General features: G+C 69.8%; 18 protein-coding genes and 1 tRNA gene. 5 read left to right on the forward strand and 14 right to left on the reverse strand.

Annotated features, from left to right (window positions below):
• The first annotated feature begins 54 nt into the window (after positions 1-54).
• On the forward strand, positions 55-654 hold the full coding sequence (locus WFJ97_RS04760; RefSeq protein WP_336640645.1) for a hypothetical protein: 600 nt from the start codon (positions 55-57) through the stop codon (positions 652-654).
• A gap of 177 nt (positions 655-831) precedes the next feature.
• Here WFJ97_RS04760 and WFJ97_RS04765 read toward each other — a convergent pair whose 3' ends face one another.
• The 6 genes from WFJ97_RS04765 to WFJ97_RS04790 form a co-directional block, all read right to left on the reverse strand.
• Entirely contained in the window at positions 832-2,286 is a 1,455-nt protein-coding gene (locus WFJ97_RS04765; protein WP_247632538.1) for an LCP family protein, read from the reverse strand.
• Positions 2,283-2,750, reverse strand: coding sequence for a 5-(carboxyamino)imidazole ribonucleotide mutase (gene purE, locus WFJ97_RS04770; protein ID WP_247957597.1), 468 nt, complete (start codon positions 2,748-2,750; stop codon positions 2,283-2,285). Before purE ends, WFJ97_RS04765 begins: the two co-directional genes overlap by 4 nt.
• Positions 2,751-2,871: 121 nt before the next feature.
• Positions 2,872-4,023 (reverse strand): 5-(carboxyamino)imidazole ribonucleotide synthase, encoded by a 1,152-nt coding sequence (locus WFJ97_RS04775; RefSeq protein ID WP_308194247.1) that lies wholly within the window; start codon positions 4,021-4,023, stop codon positions 2,872-2,874.
• 67 nt (positions 4,024-4,090) lie between these two features.
• On the reverse strand, positions 4,091-4,645 hold the full coding sequence (locus WFJ97_RS04780) for a PH domain-containing protein (protein ID WP_336640646.1): 555 nt from the start codon (positions 4,643-4,645) through the stop codon (positions 4,091-4,093).
• Positions 4,646-4,696: 51 nt separating this feature from the next.
• Positions 4,697-5,464 (reverse strand): biotin--[acetyl-CoA-carboxylase] ligase, encoded by a 768-nt coding sequence (locus tag WFJ97_RS04785; RefSeq protein ID WP_336640647.1) that lies wholly within the window; start codon positions 5,462-5,464, stop codon positions 4,697-4,699.
• Between the two features lie 2 nt (positions 5,465-5,466).
• On the reverse strand, positions 5,467-6,750 hold the full coding sequence (locus WFJ97_RS04790; RefSeq protein WP_336640648.1) for a CDP-glycerol glycerophosphotransferase family protein: 1,284 nt from the start codon (positions 6,748-6,750) through the stop codon (positions 5,467-5,469).
• A gap of 78 nt (positions 6,751-6,828) precedes the next feature.
• Between WFJ97_RS04790 and WFJ97_RS04795 the strand changes: the two genes are divergently transcribed.
• Positions 6,829-7,899, forward strand: coding sequence for a glycosyltransferase family 2 protein (locus WFJ97_RS04795; RefSeq protein WP_336640649.1), 1,071 nt, complete (start codon positions 6,829-6,831; stop codon positions 7,897-7,899).
• Between the two features lie 40 nt (positions 7,900-7,939).
• Here the strand turns inward: WFJ97_RS04795 and WFJ97_RS04800 are convergent, their stop codons facing one another.
• The 3 genes from WFJ97_RS04800 to WFJ97_RS04810 are packed head-to-tail and all read right to left on the reverse strand — an operon-like array spanning position 7,940 to position 12,286.
• Positions 7,940-9,376: a CDP-glycerol glycerophosphotransferase family protein gene (locus tag WFJ97_RS04800; RefSeq protein WP_336640650.1), complete on the reverse strand. Its 1,437-nt coding sequence runs from the start codon at positions 9,374-9,376 to the stop codon at positions 7,940-7,942.
• On the reverse strand, positions 9,373-10,626 hold the full coding sequence (locus WFJ97_RS04805) for a CDP-glycerol glycerophosphotransferase family protein (protein ID WP_336640651.1): 1,254 nt from the start codon (positions 10,624-10,626) through the stop codon (positions 9,373-9,375). Before WFJ97_RS04805 ends, WFJ97_RS04800 begins: the two co-directional genes overlap by 4 nt.
• Positions 10,627-10,672: 46 nt before the next feature.
• Positions 10,673-12,286, reverse strand: a complete 1,614-nt coding sequence (locus WFJ97_RS04810; protein WP_336640652.1) for a S1C family serine protease — start codon at positions 12,284-12,286, stop codon at positions 10,673-10,675.
• A 100-nt stretch (positions 12,287-12,386) separates the two neighbouring features.
• Here WFJ97_RS04810 and WFJ97_RS04815 point away from each other — a divergent pair, with 100 nt between their 5' ends.
• Positions 12,387-13,595 carry an aminotransferase class I/II-fold pyridoxal phosphate-dependent enzyme gene (locus WFJ97_RS04815; protein WP_336640653.1) on the forward strand — a complete coding sequence of 403 codons (1,209 nt, stop codon included), beginning with the start codon at positions 12,387-12,389 and terminating at the stop codon, positions 13,593-13,595.
• A 62-nt stretch (positions 13,596-13,657) separates the two neighbouring features.
• Here the strand turns inward: WFJ97_RS04815 and WFJ97_RS04820 are convergent, their stop codons facing one another.
• On the reverse strand, positions 13,658-14,467 hold the full coding sequence (locus WFJ97_RS04820; protein WP_336640654.1) for a carbon-nitrogen hydrolase family protein: 810 nt from the start codon (positions 14,465-14,467) through the stop codon (positions 13,658-13,660).
• Between the two features lie 79 nt (positions 14,468-14,546).
• Between WFJ97_RS04820 and WFJ97_RS04825 the strand changes: the two genes are divergently transcribed.
• Positions 14,547-14,620, forward strand: a tRNA-Met gene (locus WFJ97_RS04825).
• Between the two features lie 159 nt (positions 14,621-14,779).
• Here WFJ97_RS04825 and WFJ97_RS04830 read toward each other — a convergent pair.
• Together WFJ97_RS04830 and WFJ97_RS04835 are read right to left on the reverse strand one after the other, a co-directional pair.
• Positions 14,780-17,701 (reverse strand): UPF0182 family membrane protein, encoded by a 2,922-nt coding sequence (locus WFJ97_RS04830; protein ID WP_336640655.1) that lies wholly within the window; start codon positions 17,699-17,701, stop codon positions 14,780-14,782.
• A 57-nt stretch (positions 17,702-17,758) separates the two neighbouring features.
• The gene (locus WFJ97_RS04835) at positions 17,759-18,844 is read right to left on the reverse strand and encodes a YlbL family protein (protein ID WP_336640656.1); all 1,086 of its coding nucleotides are present in this window, start codon (positions 18,842-18,844) and stop codon (positions 17,759-17,761) included.
• A gap of 117 nt (positions 18,845-18,961) precedes the next feature.
• On the opposite strand from WFJ97_RS04835, the gene WFJ97_RS04840 reads away from it, so the two are divergent.
• On the forward strand, positions 18,962-20,386 hold the full coding sequence (locus tag WFJ97_RS04840; RefSeq protein ID WP_336640657.1) for a zinc-dependent metalloprotease: 1,425 nt from the start codon (positions 18,962-18,964) through the stop codon (positions 20,384-20,386).
• An 804-nt stretch (positions 20,387-21,190) separates the two neighbouring features.
• Here the strand turns inward: WFJ97_RS04840 and WFJ97_RS04845 are convergent.
• Together WFJ97_RS04845 and nudC are read right to left on the reverse strand one after the other, a co-directional pair.
• Positions 21,191-22,912 (reverse strand): ATP-dependent helicase, encoded by a 1,722-nt coding sequence (locus WFJ97_RS04845; protein WP_336640658.1) that lies wholly within the window; start codon positions 22,910-22,912, stop codon positions 21,191-21,193.
• Entirely contained in the window at positions 22,909-23,784 is an 876-nt protein-coding gene (nudC, locus tag WFJ97_RS04850) for an NAD(+) diphosphatase (RefSeq protein WP_336640659.1), read from the reverse strand. Before nudC ends, WFJ97_RS04845 begins: the two co-directional genes overlap by 4 nt.
• Positions 23,785-23,818 lie beyond the last annotated feature (34 nt).

Consider the following 23,818-nt stretch of genomic DNA (forward strand, 5'->3'; position numbering starts at 1 on the left):
CGGATGCAGGGGTGTATCCGGGTGTGATTCCGCGTGAAATTCTGGGGAAACATCATGCTGAAGAAACTGGCTGCTATCAGCCTTGCCGCTGGCGTCATCATTCTCGCCGCGCCGACCGCCGCTTCTGCGGCGTCGTCCGACTCCTATGCCGACAAGCCGAGTGTGACGGTCAACGACCCGATCATCGACATCTGCGACGTCTCGACCATCGTCTTCGGGGCCGGATCGTTCCAGCCCTCCGAGGTCGTCGGCGTCTCCGTCTCCGGCCTCCGCGCCGAAGAGTCCGAGATCTCGGGCAACACCGCTGCTGCCGACGGTAGCCTCACGGTCTCGTTCCGCCCGCCGTCCGGCGGCTCCGGCGCGTATGCGATCACGTTCACGGGCGCGGGTGCCAATGCCGCGGCTCGAGCGGCATCGGTCGCCGGCATCGGCCAGTACACCGCCGTCATCACGGTCAGCGGCACGTCGAGCTGTGCCCACGACCCGAGCGTCGCGGCTGCAGGCACCGAACTGCCGCTCTCGGGTGACGGCTCCATCGAACTCGCGCTCACCGGTGGAAGCATCTCGCCCTGGGTGATCGGCGGCGGTGCTGCGGCACTCGCGGTCGGCGGTGGCCTCGTGGTCATCGGAGCCGCCCGCCGCAAGCGCGCCTAGATCTGATCGCCGCCTCGTGCGGCGGTCGACTGGACGACGGTGATCCCTCCCCCTCCGATCACCGTCGTCTGGCGAATCCGGTGATACACCGGAAGCCCACGGCCTCCTCCACACTCTCCCGAGGAGGCCGTGGGCACATTCATGCCCGGGGCCGATCTTCCGCCGTCACCCTCCGCGTCACGGAGCGGGAGTCGGCGTCGGCGTCGGCGGGTGAAGCGCCTGCTGGATCATCTCGTGGATGTAGGCGTAGTCCGGCTGGAACTCGTCGACACCCTGCTCCGGGGTGAGCTCGATCGTGTTCACCGGAAGCTCCTTGGCCTTCATCATCAGGTCGAAGAACTCCGGAAGCTTGTCCTGCGGAAGGTCCGTACTGATCAGCGCCGTACCGGCCGCCGCCACCTCATTGAACCGGGTCAGGACGGTCTGCGGGGTGAACTGCGCGAGGATCGCCGCCTGCAGCTCGCGCTGGCGCTTCATACGATCCCAGTCGCTGGTCGTGTACCGCGAGCGCGCGTACCACTGCGCCGTGTCGCCGTCCATGTGCTGCGCGCCGGGCTCGATCCACCCGATCGCCCACTCGTTCACGTCCGTCCCGTGCCAGCCCTCGGGCGGTCCGCCCTTCGGCAGACGCTCCGTCACGGTGATGTCGACACCGCCGAGTGCGTCGACCAGATCGGCGAAGCCGTGCATGTCGACGAAGACGTAATAGGGGATCTTGATCCCCAGCACACCCTCCGCGGCATCCTTCGTCGCTTCGATGCCGGGCTCGGATCCCTGAGCCTGCGCATTCGGGTACAGACCCGTGCCGTTGTCATCGCGGCACACCTCGGCGGCGTTGCGGACGTGGTTCATCCATCCGTTCCACCCGCAGCTGGACGAACCGTGACCCTCGAATCCGTTCGGGTAGAGCTCCTGCATCGGGCTGCCCTCGCTGAACGGTGCATTCGGCAGCTCGCGCGGGATTCCGGTGATCGTCACCGCTCCGGTGTCGGCATTGACCGAGACCACCGAGATGCTGTCGAAGCGCATGGAGTCGCGGCCGTCACCGCTGTCGGCGCCGAGCAGCAGGATGTTGTAGTAGCCGTCGTCGGGCGGGAGGCTCGGTCCGCTCTGCCCGAAGATCGAGCTGATCGTGTTGCGGGTCGATCCCACGACCGTTGCCGCATAGGCCGCTCCCCCGCCGACGAGCCCCAGCAGGATCAGTGCGACGACCGGGATCGCGAACCGGGATGCCGTCGGCACCTTCACCAATCGCACCATGCGGAGCACGTCGAAGGTGAGCACGGCCCAGAGCACCACGTACACGACGAGGAGGATCTGCACGAGCGTGAGAACGAGAGCGGAGAACCATCCCGCGCCCACGGTCAGCCACAGCAGCACGGGGCGCGCGAAGAGCGCCAGACCCGCCGCGACGATCACGAGGAACCAGGCGAGCAGGGTCGCCCGCAGACCGATGCGCCCCAGTCGACGGTTGCCCGCGACGATCTGAGCGGAACCGGGGATCAGCACGTTCAGCGCGACCAGCCACCAGCCGCGCTTCGCCATCGCCCCCTCGTCGGTGGAGTCCGGGTGCCGCATGGGCCGGGTCTCGATCAGCGGCCGCCCACCCGCCCGCGGTGGCGCGAGGGTCACAGGGAGTCCTTCAGCCGTTCGTTCTTGGCCTCGACCTGGGCCTCGAGCTCGCGGGCGTAGTCCTCGACGCGGTCGGCGAGAGCCTCATCGGCGGTCCCGAGGATCCGAGCGGCGAGCAGACCGGCGTTGCGCGCTCCCCCGATCGATACCGTGGCGACGGGGATGCCCGCGGGCATCTGCACGATCGACAGCAGCGAATCCATTCCGTCGAGGTAGGCGAGCGGCACGGGCACGCCGACCACGGGCAACGGCGTCATCGAGGCGAGCATGCCCGGCAGATGGGCCGCGCCGCCGGCGCCGGCGATGATGACACGGATGCCACGGGCACGAGCCTCGCGGGCGTAGCTCATCAGCTTGTCCGGCGTGCGGTGCGCCGACACCACCTCGACCTCGTGCGCGATGCCGAAGTCGGTGAGCGCCTGGGACGCGTCGCTCATGACGCGCCAATCGGAGTCGGATCCCATGACGACGCCGACCAGGGGCGCGGCGGAGGAGTGCAGTGGCTCGGTCACCAGAACAGGCTACGGTCTGGTGCTGGAGATTGCCCCCACGGCACGCGGCCGAGCGGCACCCTCGTCCGGCGAATCAGGCGAAATGCGCGGCCGCGGCGCGCGCGACGTAGACCGCGTCGTCGAGATCGCTCGACGACACGTTCACGTGGCCGACCTTGCGCCCGGGCCGCGGATCCTTGCCATAGGTGTGGATCTTCGCCTCGGGGTGGGCGACCATCGCGCTCGCGAAGCGCTCCCCGAGCCCTCCCTCGGCGGGACCGCCGAGGATGTTGACCATGACCGACCACGGTGCGCGCGGGGCGGTGCTGCCGAGGGGGAGGTCGGCCACGGCGCGCAGATGCTGCTCGAACTGCCCGGTGACGGCGCCGTCCTGGCTCCAATGACCGCTGTTGTGGGGGCGCATGGCCAGCTCGTTCACGAGGATGCGCTCGTCGTCGGTCTCGAACAGCTCGACCGCGAGCATCCCCGTCACGCCGAGGCCCTCGGCGATGCGGACGCCGATGCTCTCGGCCACCTCGACGAGGCGCTCGGCGGCCGCCGGTGCCGGCGCGATCACCTCGGCGCAGACGCCATCGCGCTGCACGGTCTCGACGACGGGATAGGCCGCGATCTCACCGCTCGGGCGGCGCGCCACCTGCTGCGCGAGTTCGCGCACGAAGGGCACCAGCTCCTCGACCAGCAGAGCTTCGCCCGCGGGCACGGCGGCGAACCAGTCGCGGGCATCGCTCGCGGCACGGACGACGCGCACACCCTTTCCGTCGTACCCGCCGCGCGGCGTCTTGACGACGCCCTGCCCGTCGTGGGCGTCGAGGAAGGACTGCAGCTCCTGCTCGGAGGCGACCGCAGCCCAGTCGGGCTGGGGCACTCCGAGGTCCGCCAGGCGCGCGCGCATGACCAGCTTGTCCTGGGCGAACTGGAGGGCGTCGGGGCCCGGGTGCACGGCCACGCCATCGGCGACGAGGGCGCGCAGGATGTCCTGCGGCACGTGCTCGTGGTCGAAGGTGACGACGTCGACGTCGGCGACGAAGGCGCGCACGGTCTCGAGATCGTGATAATCGCCGACGGCGGTCGCGGCGAGCTGGGCCGACATCCCCTCCCCCTCGGCGAGCACTCGGAGATCGAGCCCCAGTTCGACCGCCGGAGCGATCATCATCCGAGCCAGCTGTCCGCCGCCGATCACGCCCACACGCAAAGCCATGTGCCGTCTCCCTTTCGTCTCGACCATTCTCGCGCATCGTCATCGGTGCGGATGACATCTCGAGATCGCGGGTGCACGGTAGTGCGGGCGCGCGTCACGCGGATGCGACGCCCTCGGTGCCGGTCTGGGCGTCGCGGTGGGCGAGGATCTGACTGACCTCGATCTGATCGGCCAGGGTCTCGTGCACGAGAGTGACGTTCGGCACGTTGACCAATCGCAGCGGAGCGTCGACACCGTTGGAGAGCGTGATCGTCCCCGTGCCCCACATCCGCTGCAGCGGTCCGCGGCGCACTCCGATCGTGTACCCGCGCGCGTGCGACATCTCGCGGCGGTTGCGCGCGCCCACGCCGCCGTGGACGATCACCCGCCGGGTCGTCACCGTCGTCGAACGTGCGAGCCACACCGTGAACGGAATCACGACGAGCAGCAGCACCACGCCGCCGGCGGCGGACAGCAGCATCCAGTTCTCGAACGGCGCCGGAAGGTTGTCGTAGAAGTAGGCGGTCGCCCCGAAGGTGGCCACCAGCACGAGCGCGGACCAGAAGAGGCGACGGGCGTGCCCGCGGAAGCGTGCGATCAGACGCTCCTCGGACGGCGCACCGGGCGGCGGCATCATCGGCCGACCGCTGAGCGTCACAGGCTGCGTCACCCCACCATTGTGCCCGTGATCTCCGACATCGACGCGCGGGCGGGCGGCGTGTCAGTCCGCGAGGGGGCGCACGTGCACGACGTCACCGGCGGAGATCGGATGATCCACCCCGCCGTCACGCACCACGAGACGCCCTTCGTCGTCGAGCTCGCGCGCGACGCCGTCGAGCGTCCGCTCCCCCGGCAACGACACCCGCACGGTGCGACCGAGGGTCGTGATCCGCTCCGTCGCCACGGCGTGCAGGCCGCTGGAGACCGCGTCGTCGGCCTCGGCGAGAGCCGCGAGGTGCGCGTCGAATCCCCGGAGGTAGTCGGCGAGCAGCCGATCCTCATCGGCGGCGGCCCCCTCCACGGCGAACGATGTCGCGGTGGGCACGGGCAGCTGCTCCGCCGTCATGGCCGTATTGACGCCGGCGCCGACGATGATCGCATCCGACGTCGCCTCGGCGAGGATGCCGCAGATCTTCCGCTCGTCGACGAGCACGTCGTTCGGCCATTTCACGCCCACCGCACGCGCGGGCAGCTGTGCGGCGACGGCATCCGCCATCGCGATCCCCGCGATCAGGGGGATCCAACCGCGGAGCGCCGGTTCCACCGAGACGCGCACGACGATCGAGATCGCCAGCGCCGCCCCGTCGGGAGCCGTCCAGACGCGATCCAGCCGTCCGCGACCGGCGGTCTGGTTCCGTGTGATCAGGGTCGACAGGTGCGGCCAGCCGAGCGGATCCTCGGCCAGCAGCCGCAGATCGGCGTTCGTGGATGCCGACGCCGGCACGTACTCGATCCGGGGGGCGACGTCTCGCGCGATCGGGAGATCCATGATCAGATCTCCTCCTCGTCGCCCTCTTCGTCATCGTCGTCGAGATCCGGCCGGACGGCACCCATCTCGTGCGCCTCCCAGTCGTCCCACTTGGCCATGAGCTGTTCGATGCCCGCGTGGAACTTGGCCGTCGCGGCGCCCGGAGTCGTGTCGCCGAAGTAGTGCTGCACCCACATGCGCAGACGCGCGATCGCCGCATCGTCGGCGCGGACCCGCTCGACCTCCGACACGATGTCGGCGGCGGCATCCGCGGTCAGCCACTCGCAGTCCGAGAGGTAGCCCGTGGTGTCGATCGAGGCGCGCTCGTCGACCGGACGCGTGATCATCAGGGGCTTGCCCGAGGCGAGACGGTCGTAGACCATCGCGGAGATGTCGACGACCGCCACATCGGCGGCCGACAGCTGCCATCCGAGCTCGGGGCCGTCGTCGTACACGTGCTGAGCGCGCGGGTCGGTGGCGTTCGCCGCGGCGATCGCGGCGATGATCCGACGGTGCGCCGCCCCGTACTCGTGGTCGACGACACCGCTGCGCGGGTGCGGCCGGTAGATGACGCGGTGAGATCCGGTCGCCAGCAGTGTCGACACCAGCCGCTCGCCGTGCGTGGAGATCGACCCGTAGTGCGCGCTCGGTCGGTCGCCCTCCCAGGTGGGCGCATAGAGCACCACGGTGCGGTCGTCCGGCGTGAAGGGGAGCTCACCCGAATAGTGATCGGCCTGCGGACGGCCGATCTCGATGGTACGCCGATCGACGTCGTAGGCCCAGAGAGTGCGCGAGAGACGGTCACGCGCCGCCTGACCCGCCACCATCGCGTAGTCGTACGCCTTGTACTGGTTGGTGGTCATGTACATCTTGTCGGACTCGCCGTGGTTGATGAACACGTGCCACCGGCGTCCGTACCGGAACATCTGGAAGTTGCGGGTGTTCTGGTTGACGTACAGCACGATGCGGATGTCGTGCTGCGCGACGAACTTCTCGAGATTGCGCACGGTCGGCACGAACGCGACCGGAGGGGCGTCCTCGGCGAGCAGCTTCTCGGCACCCGTCGCCTGTCGCGCGAGCACGACGACCGGCCAGCGCTTCGACAGTTCGGCGAGCGGCCGGTACCACTGCCGCATCTGGTACATGTTCACCGCACCGTCGGCGAAGTAGACGGCGATCTTGAAGTGCCCTTCGGGGAACTGCTCACTGACCGCGAGGCTGCGGCGCACGCGCTGCACGGCCGTCCTCGACGCCACCGCCCGCTTCAGCAGTCGGTACGCCTTCTTCGCGTCGGAGATTGCACCCATCCTTCCAGGATACCGAGCCGGGAGCAGGGCCGAGATCTCGATCAGCGAACGTCCGACGCCCCATGACATGATCGACGAATGCAGCATGACGATTCGCACGCGCCGCCCGTCGGGGTCTCCTTCGTCATGCCCGTGCTGAACGAACGCGGGTATCTGGAGCACGCTGTGCAGTCCGTCCTCGCCCAGGATCTCGACGTTCCCGTCGAGCTGATCCTCGCCCTCGGGCCCTCGACCGACGGAACGACCGAGATCGCGAACCGACTGGCCGCCGACGACGAGCGCATCCGCCTCGTCGACAACCCCGCCGCGCACATCCCGGTGGGCCTGAACGCGGCGATCCGCGCGGGCCGGTACTCGACCGTGATCCGCGTCGACGCGCACTCGGAGCTCTCCTCCGGCTATGCCGCCCGTGCCATGCAGACCCTCGAGCGCACGGGCGCGTCCAACGTCGGCGGTGTGATGCACGCCGAGGGGCGCGCACCGTTCCAGAAGGCCGTCGCGCGCCTCTACAACTCCCCCGTCGGCCTCGGAGGCGGCGCCTACCACGGCGGCGCGCACGAGGGGGAAGCAGAATCCGCGTACCTCGGCGTGATGCGCCGCGAGGTCCTCGACGAGGTCGGTCTCTTCGACGAGACGATCCGACGCGGCGAGGACTGGGAGCTCAACCTCCGCATCCGCCAGGCCGGTCATCGAGTGTGGTTCGACCCCACCCTCGCCGTCACGTACTGGCCCCGCGAGAGCTGGGTGCGCCTGGCGCGCCAGTTCCGCGCGACCGGCGCCTGGCGCGGAGAGCTCGTGCGGCGATTCGGGCGGCGCAACGGCATCCGCTTCTTCGCCCCGCCGGTTCTGGTGCTGCTCACGATCGTCGCGGTGATCGTCGGTATCCTGCAGCTCACCGGGGTGCTCAGCGGCCTCGCCTCACTCATCGCCTCGATCGTCTACGCCCCGCTCGCGGCCTACGCGCTGCTCGTCGTGGCCGTCGCCGCCGCACCGGGCGGTGGCGGCATCCGACAGCGGTTGTGGACGTTGCTCGTGCTGCCGACCATGCACCTGGCCTGGGGCTGGGGTTTCCTGGGCGGCGTTCTGCGTGGAGCCGGCGACACCGTCGATGCCTCCCGCCTGGGCACCCGCAACACTCCGCTGCCCTGACCTGCCCGGCCATGGCGGGCCGAGGACCTGCGGCCGCGGGTCAGGCCGTCAGGAAGCCCTGGTCGAGGATGCGGTCGACGACGCGCTCGGCCGCTCGCCCGTCATCGCGCGCGTTGAACTGACGCCGCCATGCGTCGTAGCGCTCGGCGTACACCTGCTCGTGGTCGGGCGCGGCGAGCGCGCGCACGAGCTCGTCCTGACTCCCCACGAGCGGCCCGGGAGCTCGGGCGCCGAGATCGAAGTAGAACCCGCGCAGGGTTCCGCGGTAGTGCTCGATGTCGGGCACGAGGAAGTACATCGGCTTGCCGGTGACGCTGAAGTCGAACATCACCGAGGAGTAGTCCGTGATGAGGGCGTCGGCCGCGAGCAGCAGCTGGGCCGTCTCGGGATAGCCGGTCACGTCGATCACGCGCGCGCCGGCATGGTCGCGTCCGGCGTCGAGCGTGCGGGAGTGCCCGCGCACGAGCACGACCGCATCGGTCTGCTCGGCCAGCCGCTCGGCGTCGACGAAGTCGACCATCTCGGTGCGGTCGTCGCGCCACGTCGGTGCGTACAGCAGCACGCGTTCGTCGGCTCCGATGCCGAGCGCCGCGCGGATCACGGCCGGATCGGTGGTCGCGAGCGCGTCGTTGCGTGGATATCCCTCGACCCAGATCGGACGCCCGAAGAACGCATACGCCTTCTTGAGGATGCGCTCGGCGTAGGTGTTCTGCGCGAGCAGCACGTCCCACCGCCGTGATTCCTTGACGACGGCCGCCATCCGTCGCGGGTCGAATCCCGGACGATGCAGCGCGAGCCGCTTGAGCGGAGTCCCGTGCCAGGTCTGCAGCACCTTCTGGCCGGGCTTGCGGGCGAATCTCCGGCGCAGCCAGTCGTTCACGACGAGCAGGCGCGCCGCTCCCCGAGCGTGCCACCACTCCGGGCTTCCCTCGACGACGGCGATCGCCCCCTCCGGCACGGGGACCGAGAAGTCCACCACGCTCCAGTAGCGACGCACGTCGGGGGCGCGCTTCGCGATCTCGCGGTCGATCGCCTGCGGATTGCACCCGACGCTCCGGCCGTAGAAGCTCTCGAAGAACACCGCATTCTCTGTGCCGCCCGCCTGGGCGACGTAGCGCTCCTCGAGCGTGGCCTGCCCCTCGGCGGTCTCGTAGATGGGATCGATCGGTGCGGCGATGCGCACGGTGTCTCCGGCCACCTCGACGCGGAGCCCGGGCAGCAGCACCGGAGCGACGTCGATGTCGTCGAACGCGGTGTCGGCGACCGTCAAGCGGTACTCGCCGGCGGGAAGCGGGAGTGCGGGACCGCCCCATCGGGCGGCCTGCAGCGCGAACACCGCCTTCCAGGTCTTCCCCGCACCCGACAGGCGGGCGTCGACCCGCGCGCGCGGGCCGACCAGCTCGGCGTGCGCCGGGCGCGGTCCGGTTCCTGCGATGACCAGCGTCTGCGCCGACTCATCGATCCGGGCCGTTGTCATACTGCTCCCTTCGGTGCGCGGATTCCCCGCGCGCGGATCGCACCATAGACCCGCTCGGTGTTTCGGCCGTCGCGGAAGGCGTGCATCTCCGCGCTGAGCGTAGCGGAACGGGCGGCCCGCTCGGTGAACGCGGCCTCGTCGGACAGCAGCCCCTCGAGCTGCTCCAGCACGTCCGGCCAGGAGGACGCGGCATCCGCACCTGCGACGTCGCGGAAGCGACCGTAGAAGCCGCGTGAGTGCGCGTACTCCTCCGCGTCGGGCGCGAGGAAGAGGACGGGCATCGCCAGGAGTCCGACGTCGTAGGCGAGAGACGAATAGTCGGTGATCAGCACGTCGACCGCCGGCAGCACCGGGGTCACGTCCGCGAGCACGGAGGAGCCGAGCGTCCGCACCCGACGGCTCGGCAGAGGCGGGACGTAGCCTCCTTCGCCGAGCGGATGCGATCGGATGATCAGGGTCGCATCGCGCTCTTCGAGCACTCGGACGATCCGTACCCAGTCGTCGGCCGAGGGGACGGCGGGGTCGGCCGCACCGTCGCGCCAGGTGGGCGCGTACAGCACCACGCGAGACGTTTCGGTCAGGCCATCGAGCGCCGTGCGCAGTCGGGCGGATGCTCGTGCGCGACGCTCCTCCGGCGATCCCTCCGAGAGCACGTCCACACGCGGCTCCCCGGTGACGACGACGCGGTCGCTCGGCAGCCCGAAGGCCGACTCCAGGCGCCCGCGGGAGCGGTCGGAGGCGGCCGGGAGCACGCGGATCCTCTGCGCGGCGGCCCGGTACAGGATCGCGATGGCCCGCCGCAGGATCGCAGACCCCGGGACGTTCGGAACCTGGGTCGTCGCCGGCGAGTCGAGTCCGATGCGCTTGAGGGGGATGCCGTGCCAGAGCTGGACGATGAACCCGCCCCCGTCGGCGTACCGGTTGATGTCGCCGAGACCGTGCGTGACGACGAGGACCCCGGCACGTGCGGTCGCCCACCAGCCACGGATGCTCGATCGTCGGAGCGTGCGGATGCCGAGCGCTGAGGCCTCGTCGTCCTCCCGCTGCGATCGGGTCAGCCAGACCGCCTCGTGGCCCTGCGCGGTCGCGTAACGGTGGAGGGCGAGCGCGCCGTCACCGATCCCGGCACCGCATCCGAACACCCAACGATCGCCGCGCGGTACGACGAGCGTGCCGAGGCGCCCTACGAGGGAGAGCGGGATCCTCAGCAGCTTGGCCGCATTGCCGGACCCGAAAGAGAAGGACGCCACCCCGCGAGCCTATCGCGGAGGTGGCGTCCTTCTCTGGGCGGTGGGATCAGCCGGCGAGTTCGCCGAGCGTCACCTCGATCTGGTACTCCTTGCCGCCGCGGATGTAGGTCACCTTCGCGTCGCTGCCCCCGGCCGCGGCGCGCACCTGGGCCGTGAGGTCGCTGGCGCTGGTGATCGGCACGCCGTTGAAGGCGGTGACGATGTCGTCGGCCTTGAGACCGCCGGCTGCCGCCGCTCCCCCACTGGTCACGTCGGCGATGTACGCCCCTGCGACATCCGCGCCCTGCACGGAGGCCGCATCCTGCACCGACGCCCCGAGCAGGCCGTGCGTGGCCGCACCGTCGGCGATGATCTCTTCGGAGACGCGCTGGGCGATGTTCGACGGGATCGAGAACCCGAGGCCGATCGACCCGGATTCCTCCGACGATCCGGAGCTGGCGATCGCGACGTTGATGCCGATCAGTTCGCCCTTGCTGTTGACGAGGGCACCGCCGGAGTTTCCGTGGTTGATCGCGGCGTCGGTCTGGATCACGGCGATCGAGATCGACTCCGACGTCTGCTGCTGGCCGTTGCCGGGCAGATCGAACTGGAACGGACCCTGCTGGCCGTCCTGCTGACCGTCCTCGGGCGCCTGTTCCTGCGGGGCGTCCTCGCTCGACGAGTCCGGCAGGGCGGAGGACGCGATCTGGATGCTGCGGTTCAGCGCGCTGACGATGCCGGTGGTGACCGAGTTCGACAGTCCGAGCGGCGCGCCGAGTGCCACGGCCGTGTCGCCGACGTTCAGCTCGGACGAGTCCGCGAACTCGATGGGCGTGAGATCGGTGGCATCGGTGAGCTTGATGACCGCGAGGTCGTAGATGGGGTCGGTCCCCACGACAGTCGCCGAGTAGATGCGACCGTCGGAAGTCGTCACACGGATCGTGGGGTCGGCGACGGCACCACCGAGCGTCACCACATGCGTGTTGGTGAGCACGTAGCCATCGTCGCTGATGATGACTCCGGAGCCGCTGCCGGCCTCGCTGGTGCCGGCGACCTCGATCGTGACCACCGACGGCAGCGCCTTGGTGGCGACGGCCGTGGTCTCGTTCACGGAGCCGGGGTTGTTGACGGTGACCGTCTGCGGCCCCTCTGCGACACCGCTCGAGGGCGTGGTGCCGACGGCGTTCCAGATCGCGCCGCCGCCGAAGCCCGCGACGCCTCCGACGAGTGCGGCGGCGACCACGATGGCCGCGAGGCGCACGCCGCCGCGCGGCTTGGCCTCCTTGGTCTTCACGTGCGGATCGGCCGGTGCGTCACCGAGGCCGAGCGGCGCGGTTCCGCCCAGGGGAACCGTGGGCTGGGTGTGGGCGGCGCCGGAGTGGAGACCGAACGCGGCTCCCGGCGACGTGGCCGTCGAGCCAGCGAACTGCTGCGCGGTGGCCGGAGCGATCACGGGCGCGGGGGCGGCGGGAGCGGGCGACGCGAACGTCGAGGGCACCTGGTGTCCCGCGGCCGGCTGCGGCGCGCGAGCGGACTCTGCGGCCACGGGGGCGGCGGGCTCCGCGGCCGGCGCGGCGGGGATGTCAGCGGCGGCCTGCGGCGCCGAACGGTCGGCGACCTCTGCTGCCTCGGTGGACGGCACGTCGGGTGCCGAGTGGTCGGGGGTGTTGTCTTCGTTCATGGTGTGTGCTCCTTCAACAACGCCCCTTCAGAGTGCTCTCCGAGTCTGTGCGTTTCATATGGCGAAGGTGAGTTTCCCTTATGGCCATAGCCTGTTCTTCATGAGTGTCATCACCGGTGCATGGCGGCGCACAGCGGCGGGCGCGGGCCTGCTCTCGCCTGACGGGGCCGTCGCGCCCACCATCTTCGCAGAGATGTCGGCCCTCGCGGCCTCGACGGGAGCGATCAATCTCGGGCAGGGATTCCCCGACGAGGACGGCCCGGCCGAGGTTCTCGAAGCCGCCAGGCAGGCGATCGCCGATGGGGTGAACCAGTACCCGCCCGGTCGGGGCACCGCCGATCTCCGACTCGCCATCGCCGAGCACCAGAAGCGGTTCTACGGCATCGACGTCGATCCCGACACCGAGGTGCTCGTCACGGTCGGAGCGACCGAGGCTCTCACGGCGACGCTCCTCGCCCTGATCGACGGTCCGGAGGACGAGGTCGTCGTCTTCGAGCCGTACTACGACTCCTACGCGGCCGCGGTCTCTCTCGCCGGAGGCACGCTGCGCACCGTGCCGCTGCGCGTGCCGGACTTCCAGCCGGACCTCGACCGGTTGGCGGATGCCGTCACCGACCGTACGCGGATCATCCTCGTGAACGATCCGCACAACCCGACCGGCACGGTGTTCGACGCGGACGTGCTCACCGAGATCGTTCGCCTCGCCGAGCGGCACGACGCACTCATCGTGACGGACGAGGTCTACGAGCACCTGGCGTTCCGTGCCCGGCACATCCCGGTCGCGACACTGCCCGGCGCGGCGGAGCGCACGCTGACGATCTCCTCGGCGGGCAAGACCTTCTCGGCCACCGGGTGGAAGGTCGGCTGGATCCACGGTCCCGCCGCACTGATCACCGCCGTGCTCACCGTGAAGCAGTTTCTCACCTACGTCGGGGCCGCCCCCTTCCAGCCCGCCGTCGCGGTCGGGCTCCGCCTGGGAGACGCCTTCTTCGCGGATGCCGCGGCGACGCTCGCCCACAAGCACGACGTGCTCGGTGCCGGACTGCAGGCCGCGGGTTTCACCGTCTTCGCCCCGCAGGGCGGGTACTTCACCCTCGCCGACGCCACGGCGGTCGGCGGCGCCGATGGTGCGGAGTTCTGCCGCACCCTGCCCGAGCGCTTCGGCGTCGGGGCGATTCCGCTGGCTGCTTTCCTGCCGCCGGCGCACCGCGCCGACCCGGAGTACGCGGGCATCGTGCGCTTCGCCGCCTGCAAGAAGGTGTCGGTCATCGACGAGGCCGTCTCGCGCCTGGCGCGCCTGCGGGACTGAAGGCTCTCCCAGCGGCCCACGGGAGCCGAAGGCTCCGCCGCGAGGTGCGGAGAGCTCGCCGGTCAGCGCGGAACGACGGCGTACCGTCGCACCCGCAGCGACGGGTTCGTCTCGCGGACGCGGTCGATGACCGCCCTTTCGACGGGCGCCACCGCGATGCCCTCGGCACTGCCGACACCGGCGAGCACCACTCCCTGCGGGTCGACGATCTGCGAGTGGCCGACGCCGATCGGCGCGGGGTGGTCGGCGGAGACGACGTAGACCGTGTTCTCGATCGCCCGGGCGGCGAGCAGGGTGGTCCAGTGATGCTCCTTGAGCGGACCGCGCACCCACTCGGCGGGCACGACCAGCACGTCCGCCTCCGCGTCGACGAGGGTGCGGGCCACCTCGGGGAAGCGGAGGTCGTAGCAGGTCATCAGGCCGAAGTGCAGGCCTGCCAGGTCGAACGTCGCCGCCTCGCCCACCTCTCCCGGCTCGACCCAGTCCGACTCGGTCTGCCCGAACGCGTCGTAGAGGTGCTGCTTGCGGTAGACGGCCAGGATGCCGTCGCCCCGAACGGCGACCACCGTGTTCCGGACGCGATGGGTGTCGTCCGACTTCTCGACGAGTCCGGCGACGATCACCACCGCGTGCTCCCCCGCCAGCGCGATCAGCGTCTGCACGAAGTCGCCCTCCAGCGTCTCCGCGTGTGCGGCGAGGGTCTCGTCCATCGGATTCACGAAGTAGCTCGAGTACTCGGGCAGAACGATCAGACGTGCGCCCCGCGCCGCGGCATCCGCCACGAGTTCTGCGATGCGCTCGCGATTGCCCTCGCGGGAATCGGTGGGCGCGAACTGGCAGACGGCGACGGGGACGGCGGGGCTCACGGACATGCCCTCATCCTCCCGCATCGCCACGGACTGCGCCTCGATTCGCGCACTCCCGATTCCCGTGTTAGGCTATTCCTTGTGCCGCGGGGTGGAGCAGTTCGGTAGCTCGCCGGGCTCATAACCCGGAGGTCGCAGGTTCAAATCCTGTCCCCGCAACGAGAATGCGACACAAGAAAGGCCCCTGATCAGGAGAAATCCCGGTCGGGGGCCTTTCGCTGTGCCCGGTGGATGCGTGGACCGACACGATCGCCGACACCCGGGAACGACGAATGCCGCACCCCGAGGGATGCGGCATTCGTCAGTGCGGTCCGAGGATCACTCCCCCGAGGCGGACTCCATGTCGAGGAGCTTCTGCACGGCCTCGGTGAGACGCTTGTCGGCCTCGCCGAACTTCTCGAGGTCACCGGCCTTCAGAGCGGTGTCGCGGTCGAGGAGCGCCTGGCGCGCGTCGGCCAGGGCTGCAGCCTGCTCGTCGGTCGGCGTCGTGGGCTCGGTCGGCTCGGTGGTCGGCACTTCACCCGTGTCGGGGTCGACCTCAGAGGGGTCGACCGGTTCGACCTCGTCATCTCCTCCGGTGGCACCGGAATCACCGCCGAAGAGGGAATCGAGCGCCTCGGTCAGGGTGTTCTCGAACGCGACCCTGTCGCCGAAGGCGACGAGCACCTTCTGCAGACGCGGGAGCTGCGTGCCCTCGGACGACTGCACGTAGACGGGCTGCACGTAGAGAAGACCGCCACCCACGGGGAGCGTCAGCAGGTTGCCGTAGATGACCTCCGACTCTCCCTGCTGCAGCAGGTTGAGCTGCGGGACGACCGCTGTGTCGGAGTTGTAGGTGTTCTGCACCTGACCGGGACCCGGCACCGTCGTGTCGTCGTTGATCTCGAGCATGCGCAGTTGGCCGTAGCCCTCCGCCTTCACACCCGCCTCGGCACCGGCATCCGAATCGACGGCCAGATAGCCCATCAGCACGTCTCGGCTGCTGCCGGCGCCCTGCGACGCCGGGATGAACGTCGAGAACATCGAGAACCGCGCGCTGTCCTGCCCCGGCATCTGCATGGTCAGGTAGTACGGCGGCTGCAGCATCGCGTCGCTGCGCGGGTCGTTCGGGGTCTGCCAGCGGTTGTCCTGCTGGGCGAAGGACCCGGCGGTGTCGATGTGGTAGATCCCGAGGATGTCGCGCTGCACCTTGAACAGATCGGTCGGGTAGCGGACGTGGCTCATGAGCTCGCCCGACATGTCGCTGATCGGCTTCACGGTCGACGGGTAGACCTTCTGCCAGGTCTTGAGGATCGGGTCCTCGGCGTCCCACGCGTAGAGCGTGACGGTGCCGTCATAGGCATCGACGGTCGCCTTGACCGAGTTGCGGATGTAGTTGATCTCGTCGATCGCGAGGCTCGGTGCCCGCGTGTTCGAGTCGGTGATCGCGTCGGAGAGGCTCACGCTCGTCGCGTAGGGGTAGGTCGAGCTCGTCGTGTAACCGTCGACGATCCAGACGATGCGGCCGTCGACCACGCTGGGGTACGGGTCGCTGTCGAGCTCGAGGTACGGAGCGACCTTGCCCACACGGGTCTTCGGGTCGCGGTCGTAGAGGATCTGCGAGTCCTCGTTCACCAGATTCGAGAAGAGGATCTGCTCGGACTGGAACTTGAGCGCGTAGAGGAGCTTCGTGAACGTGTCGCCGATGGCGGGGCCGCCCTCGCCGTTGAACGTCGTCTTCGTCTCGCTCGCGCCGTCCTTGCCGCGCGGGTAGTCGATCTCGACCGGGTCGGCGCCCTCCGGGGCTCCCACGATCGAGTACTCGGGCGAGTTCTCACCGAAGTAGACGCGGGGCTCGAAGTTCTCGCGGTCGGTCAGGAAGCCCGACGACGGGATGCCGCGCTCGAGGAAGACGGGCTCGCCGTCGCTCGTGCGCTGGTTACCCGCGGCAGCGACGAGGCCGTAACCGTGCGTGTAGACGGCGACACGGTTGTTCCAGTTGTCGCCCTCGCCGAGCTTGGTGATGTCGAGGTCGCGGACGGCGACGACCGTGTCCTGCATCTCGCCGTCGATCTCGTAGCGGTCGACGTCGAGCGTCTCCTCGAACTGGTAGTACGCGCGGTACTGCTCGAGCTGCCGCACGGTGGGGCTGATGACCTTCGGATCCATGATGCGGATCGAGGCCGTGGTGTCGGCATCCGCGCGCAGCTGACCGGCTTCGGCATCCGTCTCGGCCTCGAAGGTGGTCGTCTCGAGGTTCGCGACCCCGTACGCCTCCTTCGTGCCGTCGATGTTCCGCTGGTAGTACTCGGCCTGGTAGGCGTTCTGGTTCGGCTTCACCTGGAAGGTCGTGACGACCCACGGGTATCCGACACCCACGACCAGCGAGGCGACGATCAGCAGCGCCGTGGCGGCGAGCGGGAAGCGCCAGCGGCCGATCACGGCCGTGACGAAGAAGAGGATCGCGACGAGTGCGGCGATGATCGCCAGGATCGCGAGACCGGGGATCGTGGCATTGACGCCCGTGTACGCGGCACCGGTGATGCGGTCGTCGGGGGTGACCAGCGTCTTGTAGCGGTCGAGCCACAGGCTGACCGCCTGCACGAGGATGTAGAGACCGGCGATGACGGCGAGCTGGATGCGCGCCGCCTTCGAGATGCGCAGCTCTCCCTGACCGATGCGCACCGAGCCGTAGAGGTACGACACGAGCGCCGTGACCAGGAGCGAGAGCAGCAGCACGGCAGAGACGAACGCGAGCGCGATCGAGTAGAACGGCATCGCGAACATGTAGAAGCCGGTGTCGATGCCGAACTGCGGGTCGACGTCGCTCGTCGCGACGCCGTTGGCCCAGAGCCACACCGTCTTCCACTGCCCGGCGGCCGAGAAGCCGGCGAACAGACCGAAGAAGATCGGCATACCCCACATGGCGAGACGACGCAGGGGCTCGATGACCTCCTGGTAGCGGTCGAGCTGGGAGCTCAGGCGAACGTAGACCGGGCGCAGGCGGTAGGCCAGCTGGATCACGACGAACAGCGGCACCGCCATCCCGAGGAAGCCGATGACGAACATCACCACGGTGGCGACCCACTGGGTCGTGAGCACACCGGTGAAGCCCACCTGATCGAACCAGAGGAATTCGGTGTAGAGCGACGCGAAGACGAAGAACACCGCGATCAATGCGGCGATGATCACCAGCGAGATGCCGAATATGCGTCGGGAGGTTCGAGGAGTGGCCGGGTTCGGAGCTGAGGTCGAGGTCACACCCCCATCCTAGGCACGCGTTACTGGGCTGCGGCTGTCATCCCGGTCACGGCGAGGTCACGACGCGGTGCAGGCGGGCAGCGCCGAGACGTCTCCGCCGTCGGCGATGACCTCGAGAGCGTCGAGCGATTCCTCGAGCGTGGCGGTGCGGACGACCTGCAACCCGTCGGGCACGTGGCCCACGACCTCGTCGCAGTTCGATGCCGGAGCGAGGAAGAACTCGGCCCCCGCATCACGCGCCCCGTAGAGCTTCTGACGGATGCCGCCGATGGGGCCGACCGTGCCGTCGGCCTCGATCGTGCCGGTGCCGGCGACGTTCTCGCCACCGTTGAGCTCGCCCGGGGTGAGCTGGTCGATGATCCCGAGAGCGAACATCATCCCCGCGCTGGGGCCGCCGACGTTGTCGAGCTGGATCGTCACGTCGATCGGGAAGTCGTAGTCGGTGCGAAGGGTGATGCCGATCAGCCACGTGGTCGTGTCGCCCTCGGTGTACTCCTGCGGAGTGATCGTGACGTCCTGCTCCTGGCCGTCGCGCAGGACCGTGAGGTCGATCTCCGCTCCCCCGATGTCCTGGATGCGCGAGCGCAGCTGCTTCGCCGACACCACGGGGTCGCCGTCGATCGCGGTGATCACGTCGTCGGGTTCGAGGATGCCCTCGGCCGGGGAATCCTCGACGGCCTCGACGACGACGACCTCGGCCCCGGTGTCGTAGCCGAGCTCTCCCAGCGCCGCGGCGGTCGCCTCGTGCTGCGAGTCGACCATCAGGGTCGCGTTGCGCTCATCGCGCTGCTCGGTGGTCACGCCCTCCGGGAACACGGAGTCGAGCGGCACGACGGCGCGGGAGGAGTCGGTCCACGCCAGCGCGAGTTCGAACCAGCTGGGGGTGCGCTCGCGGTTGCCGACGACCTGGACGGTGGTCAGATCGAGCGTGCCGCCGGTGTCGAACGTCTCGGCGCCCTCGATGCTGATGAGCGGCACCTTCTCCCCGTCCGCACCCGCGGCCGTGCCGAGGGTGTCGTAGACGGGGCCCGGCCGCTGGATGACGTAGGGGGTGGGGAGGAAGGTGAGGACGACCAGTGCCACGAGTGCGACGATCAACGCCCAGACGCCGAGTCCGAGCTTCACAGGCCGCGTTCGTTCCACAGCATCCTCCGTCGTTCGCGAGCGGCGTACAGGGATCTGCCCGCATCGGGTTCGCTCGCATGAACCTGTGACTAGCGTAGATGGCACGGCTATAGGCGTGCTGAGAGGGCGATCGACATGGCAGACAACGACCCGACACCCGAGGACTTCCAGGAGTTCCTGCGGCGGATGCTCGCAGGCCAGGGAGGCGACATCGACCCCGAGGCGCTGCGTGGTGCTTTCGAGGGCATGGACGGGCTGGCGCTCGACCCCGCGATGATGCAGACGATCATGTCGCAGTTGCAGGGCGCGTTCGGCGGCGACGCCTGGGAGAACGCGCTGCGCCAGGCGCTGCACATCGCGAACCGCGACGGACAGGGCATCACCGACGGCTCGCGCACCTCGCTCGTGGATGCGTTCGCCCTGGCGGGGCTCTGGCTCGGCGAGGCGACCACGATCTCCGACCTCGCCCAGGCGCCGGTCGCGATGACCCGCGGCGAATGGGTCGAGAAGACCCTCCCCGTGTGGAAGGAGATCGCCGGCCCCGTCTCGACCAGCATCGCCGATGCGCTCACCAGCGCACTCGACACGCAGGTCCCCGAGGAGATGCGCGACGTCGTGCAGGGCGCGGGCAGGCTCATGCGCGGGCTCGGCGGTTCGGTGTTCGCCGCGCAGTTCGGCCAGGTGCTCGGCAACCTCTCGCTCGAGGTGGTCTCGGGCGGAGACGTCGGCATCCCGGTGCTCCCCGCCGGCACCGCCGCGATCATCCCGCAGAACCTCTCCGCCTTCGGCGAGGGACTCGAGATCCCCGACGACCAGATCGCCCTCTATCTCGCGGCGCGCGAGCTCGCGTACGCCCGCCTGTACCGGCACGCCAAGTGGCTGCACCTGCACGTGATGGCCCAGATCACCGACTTCGCACGCGGGGTGACGGTCGATGTGGATGCACTCGAAGACGTGGCGAGCCGCCTCGATCCGTCCAACCCCGAGGAGCTGCGGGCCGCGATCGAGGGCGGTGCCCTGCTGCCGACGCAGACCGAGGCGCAGCGCGAGGCACTGACACGGCTCGAGAACCTCATCGCGACGATCGACGGCTGGGTCGACGTCGTCACCACCCAGGCGACCTCGCGCCTGCCCGACGGTGCACGGCTCGCGGAGGCGGCGCGTCGTCGGCGCGCGGTCGGCGGTCCCGCCGAGGACGCGCTCGGGGCTCTCGTCGGTCTGAAGCTGCGCCCGCGCCGCATGCGCGAGGCCGGGGCGATGTGGCAGCAGGTCACGGATGCCGTGGGCATCGCCGCCCGCGACGCGCTCTGGGACTACCCCGATCTGATGCCGACCGCCGACGACATCGACGACCCGACGGCCCTCGTCGCCCGCCTGCAGGCGACGGCGCGGGGTGAGCAGCCGGTTGCCGACGAGTTCGACGAGGCGCTGGCCCGTCTGCTCGACGGTGACGACTTCTCGGGCGACGCCGACGAAAAGTCGGGCGGAGATTCGTCGGGCGGAGATTCGTCGGGCGGAGACGAGTCGGAAGACCGCCCCGAGGGCGACCGACCGGTCTGAGTCGTGACTGCTCCTCCCCATCGGAGAGGAGCAGTCACGTTGTCCACGGATGTCTCTGCGGCATCCCATGGACGCCGTGGAATGTCCAGAATCGGTGGATGCCTCCGCTCACGCCGACGACACTCACCCGCCTCTCCCCCGCCCTTCCGCTGCTCTGGCGCGACGAGCGCACGCTGCAGCTCGGACTCGACGGCGATCTGCACATCGACGCCGAAGCGGCATGGGTGGAGCTGCTGCTGTCACGGATGGGTTCCGGCTTCCGCCGAGCCTCCTTCGACGTGATCGCGCACGGACTCGGGGCGCCGCGCGAGGAGGCGCGAGCGCTGCTCGCGCGGCTGGAACACCTCCTCATCGACGACCCGCCCGCGCCGCGCGCCGCCTGGGTCGAGCGTCTCGGCGTGACCGATGCCCGCACCGAGCATCGCTTGCGGGAGAGCCTCGCCGACGAGGGCGTTCCGATCGGAGAGCACGGTTCCCGGTCCGACGCGGCCGTGGTGCTCGTCGCCGGCAGCGCTGCGGCAATGCAACTGGCGACGTACCTCCGCGACGATGTGACGCACCTGCCCGTCGCCGTCGGTCGCGATCAGGTGACGATCGGCCCGATGGTCGTCCCCGGCATCACGCCGTGCCTCACGTGCCGCGATCTCCATGCTCGCGATCTCGACCTCGCCTGGCCCCGACTGCACACGCAGCTCGTCGCTCGCGACCCCGGACGCGTTCGCGCCGTGCTCGTCGCGGGCGCCGGAGCGATCGCCGCGCGCCTTCTCGCCGCCACGCCCTCGGCGGAGAGCGAGATCATCCGGCTCAGCGCGGACGGGTCCCGCGACTCGCGAGCGGTGAGGTTTCACGGAGAATGCCTGTGCCGCGTCCCGTCGTCCCGATCTCTGCCAGGAAGCGCGAGGGAGCCCGTTCGCCTCGTCCCGCCGAGCGCGACCACGACAGAGACAGAGTTCGCGCGGCTCGCGTGACGCCGACGTACGCGAGACGGCGCTCCTCGTCGACCGATTCGAAGCTCGTCGCGTAGGAGATCGGCAATGCCCCCTCCGCCCATCCGGCGAGGTGCACGTGCAACCACTCCAGGCCTTTCGCGGCGTGCAGGGTCGAGAGCGTCACGGTGCGCATGGTCGGCTCGTGCTGATCCTTCGCCCGGGCCATGAGCGCATCACCGAAGGAGCGCAAGGTGGCTTCGGGCCCGGCCTCCTCGGCGAGGCGGAGGATCGCGCGTCGCGCCTCCCAGCCGTCGCGCTGGGCTCCGCCCGCCGCCGGTGGTTCCTCGGTGAGTCCGAGCTCGCGCAGCACGCGCTGCACCGCAGGGACGAACCCCTGCTCCACCGGGGCGACGGCCGCAGCACGGATCGCGAGGATCGCCTGACGCACCTCGGGCATCGAGAAGAAACGGGTGCCGCCCAGCACCGTGGTCGCGATCCCCTCCGCGGCGAGCGCCTGCTGCAGCGCGGCCGATTGAGCATGGGCCCGGTAGAGCACCGCGATGTCTGCGGGAGAGATGCCCTCGGCGATCTGTGCCGAGATGGACGCGGCGATTCCCTCCGCCTCGTCGCGCTCGCTGTCGTAGGCGGTGACGGTGGGCGGCTCGGTCGCGAACTGTTCGCGCGCGGGCGTGAGCTCCAGCGCGCCGGGGCGCCCCTTCATCAGCGCGTTCGCGGCGGAGAGGATGGGAGCCTGCGAGCGGTAGTTCGTCTCGAGCCGCACCACGGTCGCATCGGGATGGCGGCGTTCGAACTCGAGGAGGAAACGCTGCTCGGCGCCGGCGAAGGAGTAGATCGTCTGGCTGGCGTCGCCGACCACGCAGATGTCGTGCCTGTCACCGATCCAGAGCTCGAGCAGGCGGTTCTGCAGAGGCGAGACGTCCTGGAACTCGTCGACCGTGAAGTGGCGGTACTGCTCGTGCACCGATGCGGCGACTCGCGGCTCGGCCTCGAGCATCCCGGCGCACGCCAGGAGAACGTCTTCGAAATCGAGCTGGTTCCGCTCGTCCTTGAGCGCCTCGTATCCGCGCTGCAGTTCGGCGAGTTGCGTCGCATCGACGCCGGATACCGACCGTCCCAGGGTCGCGTGCTGCTCGATCGAGAGCATGGAGACCTTGCGCCATTCGATCTCCGACGCGATGTCCCGCAGGGTCGCGGTGCTGGGACGCAGGCGGATGGCGTCGGCGACCTGTCCCAGCATCCGCACCTTGTTGTCGATGATCGACGGGGCGGGCTGTCCGGCGAGCGTCGGCCAGAAGAAGTTGAGCTGCGCGAGAGCGGCGGCGTGGAACGTGCGGGCGGCGACGCCCTCGACCCCGAGCGCACGCAGGCGCCCACGCAGCTCCCCCGCGGCCTTCGCCGTGAACGTCACGGCCATCACCCGCGCGGGCGAGTACGCGCCGGTGTCGACTCCGTGCGCGATCCGGTGGGTGATCACGCGCGTCTTGCCGGTACCGGCCCCCGCCAGCACCGCGACGGGTCCGCGGAGGACCGATGCCGCCTGCCGCTGGCGCTCGTCGAGTGCGTCAAGAGCGCTCACGCGCCCGCCTCGAGCCAGTCCACGATGAGTGCACGCGCGATCGATGCGTGTCCGGGCAGCCCGACGGGCCCCTCTCCCGCCAGGGACGACGTGATCTCCGCGCGGGTGAACCAGCGCACGTCGACGATCTCCTCGCCGTCGGGGCGGGCATCCGCCTCGTCGTCGACGACCGCGCGGAAGCCGACCATCAGAGAGCGCGGGAACGGCCAAGCCTGCGAAGACACGTAGCGCAGCGCGGAGAGGCGCACCCCCGATTCCTCGGCGAGCTCACGATGGACGGTCGATTCGAGCGACTCGCCCGCCTCGACGAACCCCGCGAAGCACGAGTACATCCGACCGCCCCAGTTCGCGTTCGCGCCGAGGAGCAGTCGCTCGCCGTCGCGGCTCTCGACCGCCACGATCACGGCGGGGTCGGTGCGCGGGAAGTGATCGCGCCCGCAGACCAGACAGCGACGCGACCATCCCGCCTGACGGATCTCGGTGCCTCCGCCGCAGGTCGGGCAGAATGGCGCATCGCGCAGCCAGGCGGCGAGCGCCAGCGCCTCAATGAGGATCTCGCTCTCCTGCGCCGGGAGCCGCGCTCCGAGATCACGCAGCCCGAGCCACGTCTCGTCGGGGGCCGCGTCGATCGATGCGCTCTCGGCCGGAAGCGCGGCCAACAACAGCGGAGTTCCGGACTCGTCGCGCCCGAGGAGCGCCCATGTGGCATCGACGGGTTCTGTCGGGGCGACGCGGACCAGCAGATCATCGGTCACGCGCACTCGACCGTCGCGGACGGCGATCACGCGTGTCGACGTCTCTCCGCGCAGACGATCGATGACGCCGGATTCCTCGCGGAGCTCGGCCGCGCGGTCGAGGGTTGGGCGGTGCATGGGTGATCGACTCCCTCTCTCACGGGCGTGGCGG

The sequence above is a fragment of the Microbacterium sp. USHLN272 genome, assembly GCF_037149655.1.
In the GTDB taxonomy this organism is placed as follows: Bacteria; Actinomycetota; Actinomycetes; order Actinomycetales; family Microbacteriaceae; genus Microbacterium; species Microbacterium galbinum.

Excerpts from the sequence above, each read along its gene's own strand:
- WFJ97_RS04760 (WP_336640645.1), top strand. The coding sequence starts at position 55 with ATGCTGAAGAAACTGGCTGCTATCAGCCTTGCCGCTGGCGTCATCATT.
- purE (WP_247957597.1), bottom strand. The coding sequence starts at position 2,750 with ATGGGATCCGACTCCGATTGGCGCGTCATGAGCGACGCGTCCCAGGCG.
- WFJ97_RS04775 (WP_308194247.1), bottom strand. The coding sequence starts at position 4,023 with ATGGTCGAGACGAAAGGGAGACGGCACATGGCTTTGCGTGTGGGCGTG.
- WFJ97_RS04785 (WP_336640647.1), bottom strand. The coding sequence starts at position 5,464 with ATGGATCTCCCGATCGCGCGAGACGTCGCCCCCCGGATCGAGTACGTG.
- WFJ97_RS04790 (WP_336640648.1), bottom strand. The coding sequence starts at position 6,750 with ATGGGTGCAATCTCCGACGCGAAGAAGGCGTACCGACTGCTGAAGCGG.
- WFJ97_RS04795 (WP_336640649.1), top strand. The coding sequence starts at position 6,829 with ATGCAGCATGACGATTCGCACGCGCCGCCCGTCGGGGTCTCCTTCGTC.
- WFJ97_RS04800 (WP_336640650.1), bottom strand. The coding sequence starts at position 9,376 with ATGACAACGGCCCGGATCGATGAGTCGGCGCAGACGCTGGTCATCGCA.
- WFJ97_RS04810 (WP_336640652.1), bottom strand. The coding sequence starts at position 12,286 with ATGAACGAAGACAACACCCCCGACCACTCGGCACCCGACGTGCCGTCC.
- WFJ97_RS04815 (WP_336640653.1), top strand. The coding sequence starts at position 12,387 with ATGAGTGTCATCACCGGTGCATGGCGGCGCACAGCGGCGGGCGCGGGC.
- WFJ97_RS04820 (WP_336640654.1), bottom strand. The coding sequence starts at position 14,467 with ATGTCCGTGAGCCCCGCCGTCCCCGTCGCCGTCTGCCAGTTCGCGCCC.
- WFJ97_RS04840 (WP_336640657.1), top strand. The coding sequence starts at position 18,962 with ATGGCAGACAACGACCCGACACCCGAGGACTTCCAGGAGTTCCTGCGG.
- nudC (WP_336640659.1), bottom strand. The coding sequence starts at position 23,784 with ATGCACCGCCCAACCCTCGACCGCGCGGCCGAGCTCCGCGAGGAATCC.